General features: G+C 50.6%; 17 protein-coding genes. 2 read left to right on the top strand and 15 right to left on the bottom strand.

Going from position 1 to position 14,970, the window contains the following annotated elements; translation table 11 throughout:
* Window positions 1-183: 183 nt before the first annotated feature.
* Window positions 184-996 (bottom strand): cytochrome C assembly family protein, encoded by an 813-nt coding sequence (locus ACTHSA_RS09160; protein WP_049336876.1) that lies wholly within the window; start codon window positions 994-996, stop codon window positions 184-186.
* Window positions 997-1,178: 182 nt separating this feature from the next.
* On the opposite strand from ACTHSA_RS09160, the gene ffh reads away from it, so the two are divergent.
* Complete coding sequence (gene ffh / locus ACTHSA_RS09155; RefSeq protein ID WP_070624724.1) at window positions 1,179-2,549, top strand: signal recognition particle protein; 1,371 nt, start codon at window positions 1,179-1,181, stop codon at window positions 2,547-2,549.
* A 99-nt stretch (window positions 2,550-2,648) separates the two neighbouring features.
* On the opposite strand, the gene ACTHSA_RS09150 is transcribed toward ffh, so the two are convergent.
* The 14 genes from ACTHSA_RS09150 to ACTHSA_RS09085 all read right to left on the bottom strand — a co-directional run bounded on the left by ACTHSA_RS09150 (window position 2,649) and on the right by ACTHSA_RS09085 (window position 14,222).
* Window positions 2,649-2,948: a hypothetical protein gene (locus tag ACTHSA_RS09150; RefSeq protein WP_004520276.1), complete on the bottom strand. Its 300-nt coding sequence runs from the start codon at window positions 2,946-2,948 to the stop codon at window positions 2,649-2,651.
* A 138-nt stretch (window positions 2,949-3,086) separates the two neighbouring features.
* Window positions 3,087-3,782 carry a thiol:disulfide interchange protein DsbA/DsbL gene (locus ACTHSA_RS09145; protein ID WP_188213029.1) on the bottom strand — a complete coding sequence of 232 codons (696 nt, stop codon included), beginning with the start codon at window positions 3,780-3,782 and terminating at the stop codon, window positions 3,087-3,089.
* Window positions 3,783-3,952: 170 nt separating this feature from the next.
* Window positions 3,953-6,064 carry a TonB-dependent receptor gene (locus tag ACTHSA_RS09140; RefSeq protein WP_440367135.1) on the bottom strand — a complete coding sequence of 704 codons (2,112 nt, stop codon included), beginning with the start codon at window positions 6,062-6,064 and terminating at the stop codon, window positions 3,953-3,955.
* Between the two features lie 166 nt (window positions 6,065-6,230).
* Window positions 6,231-6,764 carry an alpha/beta hydrolase gene (locus ACTHSA_RS09135; protein WP_440367133.1) on the bottom strand — a complete coding sequence of 178 codons (534 nt, stop codon included), beginning with the start codon at window positions 6,762-6,764 and terminating at the stop codon, window positions 6,231-6,233.
* Between the two features lie 10 nt (window positions 6,765-6,774).
* Window positions 6,775-7,119, bottom strand: coding sequence for a hypothetical protein (locus tag ACTHSA_RS09130; protein WP_003749424.1), 345 nt, complete (start codon window positions 7,117-7,119; stop codon window positions 6,775-6,777).
* On the bottom strand, window positions 7,106-7,885 hold the full coding sequence (locus tag ACTHSA_RS09125; RefSeq protein ID WP_049322320.1) for an exodeoxyribonuclease III: 780 nt from the start codon (window positions 7,883-7,885) through the stop codon (window positions 7,106-7,108). Before ACTHSA_RS09125 ends, ACTHSA_RS09130 begins: the two co-directional genes overlap by 14 nt.
* A 44-nt stretch (window positions 7,886-7,929) precedes the next feature.
* Window positions 7,930-9,243, bottom strand: a complete 1,314-nt coding sequence (gene argA, locus ACTHSA_RS09120) for an amino-acid N-acetyltransferase (protein ID WP_440367131.1) — start codon at window positions 9,241-9,243, stop codon at window positions 7,930-7,932.
* Window positions 9,240-9,635: an MJ0042-type zinc finger domain-containing protein gene (locus tag ACTHSA_RS09115; protein ID WP_314577538.1), complete on the bottom strand. Its 396-nt coding sequence runs from the start codon at window positions 9,633-9,635 to the stop codon at window positions 9,240-9,242. The genes argA and ACTHSA_RS09115 overlap by 4 nt, the downstream gene beginning before the upstream one ends.
* Window positions 9,636-9,734: 99 nt before the next feature.
* Window positions 9,735-10,376, bottom strand: coding sequence for an orotate phosphoribosyltransferase (gene pyrE / locus ACTHSA_RS09110; protein ID WP_003682682.1), 642 nt, complete (start codon window positions 10,374-10,376; stop codon window positions 9,735-9,737).
* A 145-nt stretch (window positions 10,377-10,521) separates the two neighbouring features.
* Complete coding sequence (gene rlmH / locus ACTHSA_RS09105; protein ID WP_036493712.1) at window positions 10,522-10,992, bottom strand: 23S rRNA (pseudouridine(1915)-N(3))-methyltransferase RlmH; 471 nt, start codon at window positions 10,990-10,992, stop codon at window positions 10,522-10,524.
* Window positions 10,993-11,153: 161 nt separating this feature from the next.
* Window positions 11,154-11,873 carry a UMP kinase gene (pyrH, locus tag ACTHSA_RS09100; RefSeq protein ID WP_003708812.1) on the bottom strand — a complete coding sequence of 240 codons (720 nt, stop codon included), beginning with the start codon at window positions 11,871-11,873 and terminating at the stop codon, window positions 11,154-11,156.
* 222 nt (window positions 11,874-12,095) lie between these two features.
* A complete protein-coding gene (gene tsf / locus ACTHSA_RS09095; protein WP_036493709.1) occupies window positions 12,096-12,950 on the bottom strand; it encodes a translation elongation factor Ts in 855 nt (284 codons plus the stop codon).
* A gap of 123 nt (window positions 12,951-13,073) precedes the next feature.
* Complete coding sequence (gene rpsB / locus ACTHSA_RS09090) at window positions 13,074-13,802, bottom strand: 30S ribosomal protein S2 (protein WP_002230071.1); 729 nt, start codon at window positions 13,800-13,802, stop codon at window positions 13,074-13,076.
* 177 nt (window positions 13,803-13,979) lie between these two features.
* Window positions 13,980-14,222, bottom strand: a complete 243-nt coding sequence (locus tag ACTHSA_RS09085) for a hypothetical protein (protein WP_004520263.1) — start codon at window positions 14,220-14,222, stop codon at window positions 13,980-13,982.
* A 78-nt stretch (window positions 14,223-14,300) separates the two neighbouring features.
* Here ACTHSA_RS09085 and ACTHSA_RS09080 point away from each other — a divergent pair, with 78 nt between their 5' ends.
* Window positions 14,301-14,891 carry a 5-formyltetrahydrofolate cyclo-ligase gene (locus tag ACTHSA_RS09080; protein ID WP_070588228.1) on the top strand — a complete coding sequence of 197 codons (591 nt, stop codon included), beginning with the start codon at window positions 14,301-14,303 and terminating at the stop codon, window positions 14,889-14,891.
* Window positions 14,892-14,970: the final 79 nt, after the last annotated feature.

The raw sequence follows: 14,970 nt of genomic DNA, 5'->3' as shown, positions 1-14,970 counted from the left end.
ACAAAACCAGTCAACACATTTCACAAAATTATTTTCTGAAATTTAATCACTTCCCTGTTTTAACAGGGTTTTTATTTCTAAAAAAATACTATCAAACTCCCACACTATCCATACATACAAAAAAATACAAACTAAAGGCCGTCTGAAATGCTCTTTCAGACGGCCTTTTTTTATGGTTTCTATTTATCCAATACGTTGAAGGACAATTTCTAGGACAAATTTACTGCCCACATAGGCAAAAATCAGACTGACAAATCCGACAATAGTCCAAACGGCGGCTTTCTTGCCGCGCCATGCGGTCATGCTGTGTTTCAACAATAATGCGCCATAAATCAGCCACGACATAATACTGAAGATGGTTTTATGCGTGAAGGTCATGGGTTTGCCGAAAATGGCTTCGGCAAAAAACGTCCCGCTGATAACTGAATAGGTCAATAAAACGAATCCTGCCCACATACCTTGGAACATAAGTTTTTCCAAACTCAATAATGGCGGCAAGAAACTAACTAATGCGGAAAAACGGCGTTTGTGCAGATTGCGGTCGAGCAAAAGGATCAGGATGGCAAATAAGGTAACGATGCCAAACAATCCGTATGCGAGCAATGATGATGCAATGTGCGATAGCGGCAATAAGTCTACAATTTGACGACCTGTGAAATCTCCCGGGAAAAGGAAACCCAGCAATAAGGTCAATGCAGCACAGGGATACAATAAGAGTTGCACACCGCGCAGACAATAAAAGAAGCTACCCAAGCAGTACATCATCAGCATCAGCCAGACTATCAGGCTGAGCGAATAGCCAAAACCGGTAATCAATACCCTATCCTGCAATACTGGGAACATCAATGCTGCGCCATGTACCAATAATGCGCCACTCAAAATCAGCAGCTCGGTTTTCAGCGGGTAAGATTTATTATTGTGCTTTTTATGTTGCAACCAGGAAAATGCACCCAATCCGGCATACACCAGCATAAGGCAGATTAAGACAATCGGCATAAATATCTTTCTCAATAGAGGTGTGAACACTAGACGGACAGCCGGCAGGGTTTCAGACGGCCTTGGTGTGCGTATTTGTGTTCTTGAAGCATAACTTCGGACTATCGTGTAAAATAATCCGAATTTTATTTTAACAAAGAATGCCCTATATTGGGCAGCTATTCTCATTATCAAGGATAAGTATGTTAGACAACCTAACCAACCGCTTCAGCAAGGTACTTAAAAATATTCGCGGCCAATCAACGCTGACCGAAGACAATATTAAAGAAGCCTTGCGCGAGGTTCGTCTTGCCCTGCTGGAAGCCGACGTTGCATTGCCCGTCGTTAAAGAATTCGTCAACACAGTCAAAGAACAGGCCCTTGGCCAAGAAGTCGTCGGCAGCCTGACGCCTGACCAAGCCTTTATCGGCGTGGTCAACCAAGCCTTAGTCGAATTGATGGGCAAGGAAAACAAAACGCTGGATTTATCGGTTTCACCGCCTGCCATCGTTTTGATGGCCGGTTTGCAGGGTGCCGGTAAAACAACAACCGTCGGCAAACTCGCCCGCCTGCTGAAAAACGATCAGAAGAAAAAAGTCTTGGTGGTATCCGCCGACGTTTACCGCCCTGCCGCGATTGAACAGCTGCGCCTGTTGGCCGAACAGGTCGGCGTGGACTTTTTCCCATCCAACACCAACCAAAAACCGGTTGAGATTGCAACTACCGCCGTTGATTACGCTAAAAAACATTTTTACGATGTATTGATGGTCGATACCGCTGGCCGTTTGGCAATCGATGAAGAGATGATGAACGAAATCAAAGCGCTTCATGCGGCAGTCAACCCGATTGAAACTTTGTTCGTTATTGATGCCATGTTGGGTCAGGATGCGGTGAACACTGCTCAGGCATTTAATGAAGCCCTGCCGCTGACCGGTGTCGTATTGACCAAGATGGACGGTGATTCGCGCGGCGGTGCGGCATTGTCCGTACGCCATGTAACCGGCAAACCGATTAAATTTATCGGTGTCGGCGAGAAAATCAACGGCCTCGAGCCTTTCCATCCCGACCGTCTTGCCAGCCGTATCCTCGGCATGGGCGACGTATTGACCCTGATTGAAGATGTTCAAAAAGGCATTGATGAAGAAGCCGCCGCCAAAATGGCGAAAAAGCTGCAAAAAGGCAAAGGCTTCGACCTCAACGACTTTAAAGAACAAATCCAGCAGATGCGCAATATGGGCGGCTTAGAAAACCTGATGTCGAAAATGCCGGGCGAACTGGGTCAAATATCGAAACAAATCCCCGAAGGCACGGCTGAAAAAGCGATGGGCAAAGTGGAAGCCATCATCAATTCGATGACCCCTAAAGAACGCGCCAACCCCGCCCTGCTCAAAGCCAGCCGCAAACGCCGTATTGCAATGGGTGCGGGTACGACCGTGCAGGAAGTGAACAAATTGCTCAAACAGTTTGAACAAATGCAACAAATGATGAAGATGTTCAGCGGCAACGGTTTGGGCAAACTGATGCGTTTGGCCAAAGGCATGAAGGGAATGAAAGGCATGTTCCCGGGTTTGTAAGCTAATTTGACAGAAAACGCCGTCTGAAAAGTTTCAGACGGCGTTTTTTTACTCTAGCAAGAATTACTGTTCACATAATAACTATGAAATCTATTCCTTTTAAGAATTTTCATAGCGTATCGTTGCCTCTTCCAGCATTTCCCATTGGCCACCACTACCATGGTAGGTTTCGGCACCAAGCCTGAAAACGGCATTGCAGTGCGTACATTGAAAATAATGCACCACGAAATCGTTCCAACCATATATGTCACGATTACCCTGAGAATCTGTATGGGTAATGTAACCGCTGTTAGCGATGGTTTTGGCAACATCAAGGCTGGGACCATAAACTTTGTCGTAGGCTGGAGTAATATCGATAAGCGTGCCGTCTGCTAAACGATCAGAGGCTCGCAGTAACATTTGCGATAATTTTTTCGGAACCCTGATACGAACGGTAGGTCGCAGGTCAGAACAGTAATCACACATGGCTTAGATCTTTCAGTAAAGTAAAGGAAAAAAGATAAGAGACGCGAGACCTTTACTCATTCAGCCTTCAACTTATTGCGGCTTTTTCTGCTCTTCGCGTACTTTGTCCACCAGTTGGTCAATCGTGGTCATGCCGGACTGCCAGTCTTTAAATTCGACTTGGTATTTGCCGCCGACGATAACGGTCGGTGTGCCGCTGATTTGGAATTTATTGGTTAACTCTTCCATTTGAGCAGCACGCGCTTGGCTTTCGGGCGCTTCAAATGCAGCCAATACTTTTTTGCCGTCAAATGCGGTTTGCTCGGACAACCATTTTTTCAGGGTATCGGTATCGGCCAAGTTGATTTTTTGGTTAACCATCGCATCGAAAATATGGCTGTTGGCTTTATCTGATTCACCGGCCATTTCCACTGCGGCCGCCAAACGTGCCAGAGGTTTCATTTCATCACCCCAAACGACATGCTCCCGGCGCATATAGGTATCGTCTTTAAACGTTTTGATGTGTTCGCTCAAAACCGGCTCCAAATGGGCACAATGCGGGCAGAAGTAGCCGAAGAATTCTAATACTTCGATTTTGCCGGCCTGCTGTTGCGGAATCGGGTTGGATAAGACGGTGTAATTGACACCTTCTGTCAATGCGGCAGGGGCTGCCGGAGCGGATGTGCTGCTTTGGGCGCTGTCTGCCGGAACACTGGTTTCCGCCTGTTTGCCGCAAGCGGCCAATGCCAACAGGGTTAATGAAGTCAAGGCTAAGGTTTTCAGTTTCATAGGTATCTCTTTACATTCAAATCAATGGGCGGATTTTATGGCATTTTGTTGGAGGTGTGTTCGATTTGAGTGAAAAAATGTGTTTAGTTTTATTTCAACCTTTATAAAAGGCCGTCTGAAATATGGCTTAGATCATAGCCTTATTTTCAGACGGCCTTTGCCTGGTTTCATCAGAAACGGTAATTTACCCGGGCGGTATAGCCGCGCGGATTACCCGGCATGGCGTCCGAACGCCAATATTTTTGATTGAGCAGATTGGCTGCGGCAAAGGTAACGTTGACGTTTTTATGGTTCCAGACGAGCATGGCATCAACTCGGGCAAAACCGGGAAGCGTGGTCACTTCTTTGTTTCTTGAGTCGTAGCCGTAGCGTTTGCCCGTACCGGTTACGCCGATTTCGCCGTAGAGGTTTTCGGTCGGCGTGTAACGGAAGAACAGGTTGCCGGTAACGTTGCTGGTGTTGTCCAAATGGATGCCCACGCGGTCGGGATTTTCTTTGTCTTCAACGACTTTCGCCTGCATCACACCCAACGATCCGCGCAGGTAGAGTTTTTTGAGGATGATTTGTCCGATGGCGGACAGCTCCACGCCGCGCGAACGGTGTTTGCCGCCGACAGCCCAAGTGTAGGGATCATTTTGCGCGTCGGGGCGGTAGCGGATATTGAAGCGTTCGATTTGATAGGCAGACAACGTAGTGCTGAGGCGGTCGTCCAGCCAACTGCTTTTGACACCGGTTTCGTATTGGCGGGTGTACTCGGGGTCGGCGTTGAACACGGCGGCAGACGAAGTGTCGATGCTCAAATAGCCGCCGCGTCCGCCATAAGGTGCAAAGCCTTTGTTATATGAGGCGTAGAGCGTGTGGGCAGGCGTTACGTTCCACACTGCACCGATATTGGGGCTGAATGAGTGGCCGCTGTATTGGCGGCTGCTGCCGGTGAGTTTGTTTTCGGAATTAAAGGTGTACTTATCGTAACGGCCGCCGAGGACGAATTTCAAATCGGGCGTGGCGGAGAAGATGTTTTGCACGAAAATGCCGTATGAGTCGGCTTTGTGGCGATTTTGGGTCAGGATAGGCTGCAATCTGCCTGAAGCCGGCCAGCTTGTGCGGTCGTAGGGGTCGATGGAGGCGGAAAAGGTGCGGCTGTAACCCAATGTCGGGTTGCGGTGTTCGCGGCTGTAGTCCATGCCTACGGTCAGGTGGTTTTCAAAACGCCCGATGTTGTAGTCGCCGTTGAGTGTGAAGTTGGACGACAGGGTTTTGTTGTCGGTCTGCTGCCAGGCGTAGTTGCGTTTGATTAAGCTGCCGTTTTCGCTGCCTGCATAGAAATGGTCGAAATCCTGCGCCGCCGTACGGTGGGCGAGCTGCCATTGGGCGCGCCATTTGTCGTTGAAGGCGTATTCGAGGTCGGAACGCCAAACTTGCAGCTTGTCTTTGACAAAATCGTTCGGGTGGGCAAAACCCATGCGGTAAGGCAGTCCGAAGCGGTCGTACACGGACTTGGTCGGACTGCGGTCGGGCGTGCGCTCCACATTGTCGTAGGTGTATTGCCCCGTCCATTTCAAGCCGTTGTCGAGTTTGACGGTAATGCTGGGCGAAACCATGACGTTTTTGCTGTCTATGCCGCTGCGGAACGAATTGGCGCGCCCGACTTCGCCGGTGAGGCGGATGGCGACGTTTTTGTTCAGCACTTCGTTGATGTCCATATTCAGGCTGCGGTTTGCCCACGAGCCGTAAACCGCACCGATGTTGCGGCTTTGTTTGAAGTTGGCGTATTTGCTGACCATATTGATGACGCCGCCGCCGTTGGTGCGGCCGTAAAGCACGGAAGACGGGCCTTTCAGGATTTCCACGCGCTCGATGTTGGCGGTACTGCGGCGGACCTGCCCGCTCTCGCGCACGCCGTCGCGGTAAATATCGGAGGCATCGGCTTGGAAGCCGCGCAGGAAAATGCTTTCGCCGCGCATATCGTAGGCAGCATCGATGCCGGCATTGCCTTCGAGGATGGAACTCAAATCGTTCGTGCCGTAGTTTTTGTTTTTCTGGATATTGAGCGTATCGACGGTTTGCGGCGTTTCTTTGATGAGCTGGCCGTTGCGGGTAACGGCGGCTTCGTCGTAGTTGATGTAGCCTTTGAGTACGCTGGTGTCGGACTGCCCAACCACGGAAACGGTGGGCAGCGTGGCGGTGTAATGTTCGCCATTATCCTGCGTATCGGCGGCAGCAACAGGGAAGGAAGCGATAATCAGCGTGGGTAATAAAGCCAAATGAAATGGTATTTGCATTTTTATACTCAATTTAACGAAACAACCGAATTATATTGCTTCACAAAAGAAATGAGAATAGTTTCTTTTAATTATATTTAACATGATATTTGCAAACAAAGGCCGTCTGAAACACATATCGGTTTCAGACGGCCTTCGTTTATTAATATTAATAGATACTGCTACACTACTTACTCAACAACATTTCCTGCATCAGCTTCATGCCCCATTGCCAACCGCCGAGCGCGCCGTTTAACCGGCCGGAATGCGGCGATTGAAGCAGGCGCGCCTGCCAGCGGTCGGCCTGTTCTTGCGCCCAATCGGGTGGCGTACCGTTTGTCTCGGCGATGACCAACGCCGTACGGCAAGGGCAGCGGACACGCTGGAACGTATGGATTTCGTCTTCGGGAAAAGCTTCGGGACGTGGCGAGACCAAAATAATATTGGTCAGGCGTTTTTGCGTCAGGATGTCGGTTTGATACAGCCATGCCAAAAATGCGGACACACCAACACCATGAGCCACGACGGCAATATTTTTGCTGACAATATGCTCAAATGCCGTCTGAATGGCGTGTTGCCATTCGGAAACGGTTTGCCGACCATCGGCTTCGGCAGTTTGAACAATCGGATAGCTGACCGCCCAGCGGTCTATCCACATTTCCGCTTCATCCGCATCGCGTATCAGAAACAGTGCCATTTCTTCGAGTTCGAAGCTCTGCATTTCAGACGGCCTATTTAAGCAAGTCGTTGAGTGTAAATGCAATCAGCAATGCGGCTGGCACGCTGAGGATGGCACAAGTCGCCAGACAAAGTACGATGTTGGCAATCAGCCGCCAACCCTTCCAAGCAAAGCATTTGGCCGCAATCAGCAGGCAAGGCAGTGAAAACAGCAGCCACACCAACGCCCAAGTCGGATTGGCCTTGGTCGGCGCAACCCAGCCGGACATCCGCGCCAGCATAAATATTGCCCACACCAGCATGGGCAGCACAAATGCCGCCACAACCCAAACCGCACCTACGCCGGTTTTACTGTTTATATTCCAGTCGTACTTACCAAAAAACTTATTCGGCAACATAGTCATACTCCACAACTAAAGGGGCGTGATCCGAGAATTTTTCATCTTTATAAACATGTGCGGAAACGGCTTTGGCAGCCAACTCCGGCGTAACCATCTGATAATCGATACGCCACCCGACATCTTTCGCATACGCTTGTCCGCGGTTGCTCCACCAGGTATAGCCCGGCACATCGGGATAAAGTGTGCGCCACATATCCGTCCAACCGAGCTTGTGGATGACTTTGCCTATCCATTCGCGCTCTTCAGGCAAAAAGCCCGAATTTTTCTGATTGCCCTTCCAGTTTTTCAAGTCGATATTTTGGTGGGCAATATTCCAGTCGCCGCAGACGACGATATCGCGTCCTTCATTTTTCATGGCTTCGAGCATGGGATAGAACGCGTCTAAAAAGCGGTATTTCACTTGTTGGCGCTCTTCCGCGCTGCTGCCGCTGGGCAGATACAGCGAAATTACCGACAACTTGCCGAAATCGCAACGGACAAAACGGCCTTCCTTGTCAAATTCTTCAATGCCCATGCCGATTTGCACATTGTCGGGCTTGCGTTTGCTGTACACCGCCACGCCGCTGTAGCCGCGCTTTTCAGCGCAATGCCAGTAGCCGTGCATACCATGCGGATTTTTCATATCGTCCGACAGATCAGCCTCTTGAGCTTTCAGTTCCTGCACGCAGACAATGTCCGCGCCCGATGCGGCAATGTATTCGTAAAAACCTTTTTTATAGGCGGAGCGGATGCCGTTGACGTTGGCAGAGATGATTTTCAACATAAGATTTGAATGATTTTTAAAAACGGATAATAGGATTGAAGTTTTCAGACGGCCTGCAAGTCATAAACAAATACTTTGGAATTGCGGCCGTTGGCATTGTATTCCTGCCGGCGTTCGGCAGGCAGGTCATCGGCAGAGGCCGTCTGAAAGCCCCGTTCGACAAACCATTCGCCTGTGTGTGTGGATAAGGCGAAGAGCGTTTTGATATTTAAGGCGCGCGCTTTTTGGAATAAATGTTCCAACAGCAATTCGCCGTAGCCGCCGTCGCGCGCTTCGGGTGACACCACCAGACAGGCCAATTCGCCGCAATCAGGCTCGGAAAAGGTTTTCAGCGCCACGCAACCGTAAATGTTTTGATCGTGTTCCAATACGGAAAAACTGGAAATATGGTTTTCCAAATACTCGCGGCTGCGGTGTAACAAGATGCCTTGTTCCGCCAGCGGACGGATTAAGGCAATGATGTGCGGAATGTCGTCGCTGCGTGCCTGACGGATGGAAACAAACGGCTCGCGCGCAATAGACGTACCGCTGCCCTCGCGGGTAAACAGCTCGCGCAGCAGGCTGCCGTCCTCGCGGCCGTTGAGAATCTGCACCCGCGATACGCCGTTTTCCAGTGCGCACACTGCCGCATGGAGCAAATCAACCGGCGCATCGGGATTGTCGCGCACCAATTCCTGCACTTCGCCGACAGACAACGTATTGGCCAACGAGCCGTCAGCGCGGCGGATACCGGCTTCTTCGGTCAAGAAAACCAGCTTCTCTGCCTGCAAAGCCATGGCCACTTCCTGCGCGGTTTCGCACATACTCAGATTGAAGGTTTTGCCGCTGTACGAATGCCCCAAAGGACTGATCAGCACCACCGCGCCGCTATCCAAGCGCAAACGGATTTCTTCCGCGTCGATTTTGCGGACGGTACCGGTATAGCCCATGTCCACGCCGTCGATAACACCCAACGGACGGGCGGTAATAAAGTTGCCGCACGCGATAACCGGCGGCTTGCTCCGTTGCTGCGCAGATACGCTGCTGAACAAAGCTGCTTCGACATCGCTGCGGATAATCCCCGCCACTTGCTTCACTTCCATCAAGGTCGCTTCATCGGTAATCCGTCGGCTGCCGCTGTATTTCGGAACAAAATTCCGACCCGAAGCCAATTTGTCGAGCAAATGCCGCGAACCGTGCACCAAGACCAAACGCAAGCCCAAGCTGGCCAACAGATTCAAATCTGCGGCCAAACGGATCAGGGTTTCGCCTTCCAACAGGCTGTCGGTCACGCCGACCACCATGGTTTTGCCGCGCAAATATTGAATATAGGGCGCGGCTTCGCGAAAGCTGGCAACAAAATGGGCGATGTTACTCATAGCAGGGCAAGATAAAAGAGTTGCATAATCAAAACTGTCAGCGCAATCAGCGATGCCAAAGTCCAGTTGAAACCGTCCTTGCGCGTTTTGACCGCCGCCTGCCCTTCCGCTTTGGATTCTTCCTTGAGCGCGCTGTTGAGCAAATCGGAAATTTCTTTGCGCGAAAGTTTGGAATGTTTGAGGATTTGCGCGCCGATGTTATGCACGAGGCGCACATCCGTTACCGCCACAGGCAGATGGGCAGGATCGGCCGGCAGGTTGCCCGACAGATAATCCTTGGCCTTAAACATCCCCGAGCAACGCGTGCAGACCACGAAACCCTGCGCCACGTTCAATTGGGTATCTTTCACCCAATGCGGCGTTTTACAATGAGGACAAGAACAAGCAGGCATGAGTATTTTCCGTAAGTGTATTGAATCAAAAATATATTTTAGCCAATGCTTCAGGCCGTCTGAAAACTGTTTCAGACGACCTGAGCATGATGTTATGGTTTAAACCGCGCCGTAACGTTCGCGATAGGCTTTGACCGGCTCGAAGAAGCCGCCAAATTCGGCATTGTTTTGCAAGAGCGTGAACAAGTCATTCAGGTTGGCAATCGAAACCACCGGCAGGCCGTATTGTTTTTCGACTTCCTGCACCGCCGACAATTCGCCCGTGCCTTTTTCCATGCGGTCGAGCGCAATAGCCACTGCGGCAGGCGTTGCGCCTTCGGCCTCAATCAGTTTGACCGACTCGCGCACGGATGTACCGGCGGAAATCACATCATCGATAATCAGCACGCGGCCTTTCAAAGGCGCACCCACCAACACGCCGCCCTCGCCGTGGTCTTTGGCTTCTTTGCGGTTGTAGGCAAACGGTACGTTTACGCCTTTTTCCGCCAACATCATCGCTGTCGCCGCCGCCAAAATAATGCCTTTATAGGCTGGGCCGAACAGCATATCGAACTTCACGCCGCTGGCAATAATGGCCTCGGCGTAAAACTTCGCCAGCTGCAAAGTCGATGCGCCGTCATTGAACAAACCGGCATTGAAAAAATAAGGCGACTGACGGCCGGCCTTGGTCGTAAATTCGCCGAATTTCAACACGTTTTGTGCCAAAGCGAATTTGAGGAAGTCTTGACGGAAATCGGACATTTGGGTTCTCCCGAAAGATGTTGATTTATCAAAGAAACGATTATAAAGGATTCATGCGGAAAAATCAGGCCGTCTGAAAAACGGGTTCGCCCCGCTTTAAACCGACAAAGCGGCATTGCCGTCTTATCACGGCAATCAAAACAGATTATTCCCGATGGTACGGATGGTTGTGCAAAATCGAAACGGCGCGATAAAGCTGCTCGGTCAGTAAAACGCGCACCATGCCGTGCGGCAGGGTCAGGCTGGAAAGGCGCATCATCATGTTTGCCTGCTGTTTCAAACGGTCGGTCATGCCGTCTGCGCCGCCGATAATAAAGCAGACGTGTTCGCCGTTTTGCTGCCAGCTTTTCAAATGTTGCGCCAATTCGACCGAAGTCGGTGCTTTGCCGCGTTCGTCCAATACCACCAAAAACGCGCCCTGCGGTATGGCTTCCAGCAGGCGTTTTTCTTCAGCCGCCATGCCCTGAGCCGCATTCACACCCGCGCCGCGTTTTTCCGGCTTGATTTCTTTCAGCGCATAATTGACATCGCGCCCGAAGCGTTTGGCGTACTCGCCGACGGCTTCATCGACCCAACGCGGCATTTTCGTACCGACAGCCAAGACGGTGATATTCATGGAGTATCCTTTGTTATCGAATTGTCGGTTGGGCATTATGGTCAAGCAAGTTCTCAACCTTTTCAAACCATGAGCCAATGCCTACGCAACAGACTGAAAATAAAAGGCCGTCTGAAAGCCGAATGTATCCCGTTCGGCTGTTTCAGACGGCCTTTCAATGATTAGCAGTGAACCAGTGTACCTTCGTTTTCGCCGGTTACCACGCGTTTGAGCGAGCCTTCTTTAGCAATGCCAAATACCACGATATTGAGCTTGCGTTCGCGGCAGAGGGCGAAGGCGGTGGCATCCATCACTTTGAGGTTTTTCAACAAGGCTTCGTCAAAAGTAATGGTTTCATAGCGTGTTGCTGATGGATCTTTTTTCGGGTCTGCGGTATAAACGCCGTCAACATTGGTGGCTTTGAGCATCACGTCGCAGTTCATTTCCGCACCGCGCAATGCGGCGGCAGTGTCGGTCGTGAAGAACGGATTACCGGTACCGGCGGCAAAAATCACAACTTTGCCTTCTTCCAAATATTGAATGGCTTTAGGACGGGCGTAAGTTTCAGCGATTTGCTGCATAGACAGTGCGGATTGAACACGCGCTTTGATGCCCAAGGTTTCAAATGCGTCTTTGAGTGCCAAGGCGTTCATCACGGTTGCCATCATGCCCATGTAGTCGGCAGTGGCGCGGTCCATGCTGCCTGCTTGTGCAGATACGCCTCGGAAAATGTTACCGCCGCCGACAACGATACCGACTTGCACGCCCATTCTCACGATTTCGGCAATTTCGCCGACAGTTTGAACGATGGTATCGTGATTGATGCCGAATGGATCAGAGCCCATCAGGGATTCGCCGGAGAGTTTCAGTAATACGCGTTTGTATTTGATTTGCTGTGTCATGGGATACCTTGCTTTCTTGAATGTCGTCGGTCGGGGGGGGCGGGCCGTCTGAATTTTCAAACGGTCGGAATATTAATGATAGGGTGTGTCGGTTTATTATTGTTTTGGTTTTCAGACGGCCTGAATATTCGGCCGTCTTAAATTAGGTACCGTAAACGGTTTTCTCAAAAAAAAGCACCCTGATTCGTTTGGAATCTAGGTGCTTTCTTTTTCATAAGTGCCTTACACTTTAGCAGCGGCAGCAACTTCGGCCGCGTAGTCAACAACGGCTTTCTCGATACCGTCGCCTACTTTGTAGCGTACGAAGCTGATTACTTCAGTGCCGTTTTCTTTAGCGAATTGGGCAACAGTTTGGTCAGGGTTCATCACGAACGCTTGGCCGTTCAGAGTGATTTCAGCCAAGAATTTGCGGATACGGCCTTCAACCATTTTAGCGGCGATTTCGGCAGGTTTGCCGGAAGCAATGGCTTGCTCAGTGTAGATGTGGCGTTCTTTTTCGATGGTTTCGGCATCCACTTCGGCTTCAGATACGCATTGAGGTTTGGCGGCAACGATGTGCATACCGATTTTGCGTGCTACATCTTCAGAGCCTTTGTACTCAACCAATACGCCTTCGGTAGCCAAAGCACCGTGGATGTAGGCAACCAGTTGGTTGGCAGTGTCGATCACTTGGAAGCGGCGAACAGACATGTTTTCGCCCAATTTAGCGATAATGGCTTTACGTTCTGCTTCAACCAGTTCGCTCAGTTCTTCAACGGTAGCCGGTTTTTTCTCGGCAGCAGTTTTCGCAACGAAGTTGGCAAATTCTACGAAGCCGGCGTCTTTAGCAACGAAGTCGGTTTCGCAGTTTACTTCAACCAATGCGCCGACATTGCCGTTGATCGCGTAAGCCAATACGCCTTCGGCAGCAGTACGGCCAGCCAGTTTACCGGCTTTCGCACCAGATTTAATACGCAGGATTTCTTCGGCTTTGTCGAAGTTGCCTTCAGCTTCAACCAAGGCTTTTTTGCATTCCATCATGCCCAGGCCGGTAGCGGCGCGCAGGTCGGCAACCATTTTTGCAGTAATTTCTGCCATTTTGAATCTCCTAGATTTTTGGGAACACGGCCATTGCCGTGTTTGGAAATAGTGGCCGTCTGAAACGGATTTCAGAACGGGATTTGAGAAAAGGGGCATAACGCCCCTCTTCTGTGTACCGAATTACTCGGCAGCAGCTTCTTGGGCAGCGGCTACAGTTTCTTGCAGCGCTTGGTTTTTGCCTTCCAAAACTGCGTCAGCGATGCCGCGGCAGTACAGGCGGATAGCTTTAGCGGAGTCATCGTTACCAGGGATAACGTATTTCACGCCGTCAGGGCTGTTGTTGGTATCGACTACGGCGATAACAGGGATGCCCAGTTTTTCAGCTTCAACCAGAGTACCTTTTTGGTAGCCGGTATCGATAACGAAAATCGCGTCAGGCAGGCCTTTCATGTTTTTGATACCGCCCAAAGAACGTTCCAGTTTTTCAACGTCGCGTTGCATTTCCAGAATTTCTTTTTTGTTGAAACCGCCTTCAGCAGCGTTTTCCAGGGCAGCAGTTTTTTCTTCCAGGCGTTTGATGGATTGCTTAACGGTTTTGTAGTTAGTCAGCATACCACCCAACCAGCGGTAATCAACGAAAGGCATACCGGCACGGGTAGCTTCTTCGCGGATGATGTCGCGGGCTTGGCGTTTAGTACCTACGAACAATACTGTACCTTTGTTGGCAACCAGACGACGTACGGCTTCTTGCGCCTCTTGGAACATCGGCAGGGTTTTTTCCAAGTTTACGATATGGATTTTGTTGCGCGCACCGAAAATGTATTGAGCCATTTTCGGGTTCCAGAAACGGGTTTGGTGACCGAAGTGAACACCGGCTTCAATCATCTGACGCATAGTAATTTGAGACATGTTATTTCCTTGAAAGGGTTAAAGAGCACACATTCAATCGCATAGAACTTGATAGGCGGCGCCTATTGTCAAGCACCCTTCGGCGAAAGTGGGCATAAGTTTTAAAAAATAAAAGAGTGTTTCCGAAATGGAAAACTGACGGATTATAGCGGATAAGAGGCCGTCTGAAAAGGGATTTTATACCTTTCCGTCCTGTTTTTCATCCGTCTGTACCGCCTTTTGGCGAGCCGCTTCAAACTCCGCCTGCTCCTGCCGTTTCATCAGGCGGTTGCGGCGGCGGATGGTCACGACGAAGACCGTGAACACGGTGGGCAACACTGCCCAAAAAACCAAATAAATCAACGCGCGTGCAATACTCGGCTGCGCGGCGGAAAACATCACGGCAACAAAAAGGTAGCCGATGGCGACAATGTGCCACATTGTGTGCGTCCTGTTTGAATGTTAACAAAATCGTTATAATCGCAACATTCTACCGCAATCCCGAAAGGCCGTCTGAAAATGAGGAATCCCGAAAAATCGGCATTACGCAAACAGTTCCGCCGCGCACGCGCCCAAATGAGCGCAGACGAGCGCAACGCCGCCACCGAAACCATCAACCGCCTGCTCAAGCCCTACATCAAAAAAGGACGGAAAATCGGCGTGTATTGGCCGATGGGCAAGGAATTGCGATTGGACGGCTTTGTCCGTGCCGCACAAAAACGCGGCGCAAAACTCTACCTGCCCTATATCGAACCGAACACGCGGCGGATGTGGTTCACCCCCTACCCTGCCGACGGCGCCAAACAAGAACGCAAACGCGGCCGCGCCAAATTGCATGTCCCCCAATTCACCGGCAAAAAAATCCGCGTCCACCAACTCAGCCTACTGATTGTCCCCATCGTCGGCATCGACAAACGCGGCTACCGCCTCGGACAAGCCGGCGGCTATTACGACGCCACTCTCTCCGCCATGAAATACCGCCTGCAAACCCAAACCCTGGGCGTAGGCTTCGGCTGCCAACTGACCGACACACTGCCGACCGAACCGCACGACCTGCCGCTGGACGGGTTTGTATCGGAGTTGGGCGTGCTGGTGTTCAAACATCATTAATCAATAGCTTTCAGACGACCTCAGAGATGCTGTCCGCTAAGACACTATAAAAGGTCGTCTGAAAACTCAAACTATCAAA

Origin of the sequence: Neisseria sp. P0008.S002, assembly GCF_051962805.1 — a bacterium.
GTDB classification, from domain to species: Bacteria; Pseudomonadota; Gammaproteobacteria; order Burkholderiales; family Neisseriaceae; genus Neisseria; species Neisseria perflava.
Note: the sequence above shows the minus strand (reverse complement) of the source record. Positions and strands in the feature narration are given on the sequence as shown.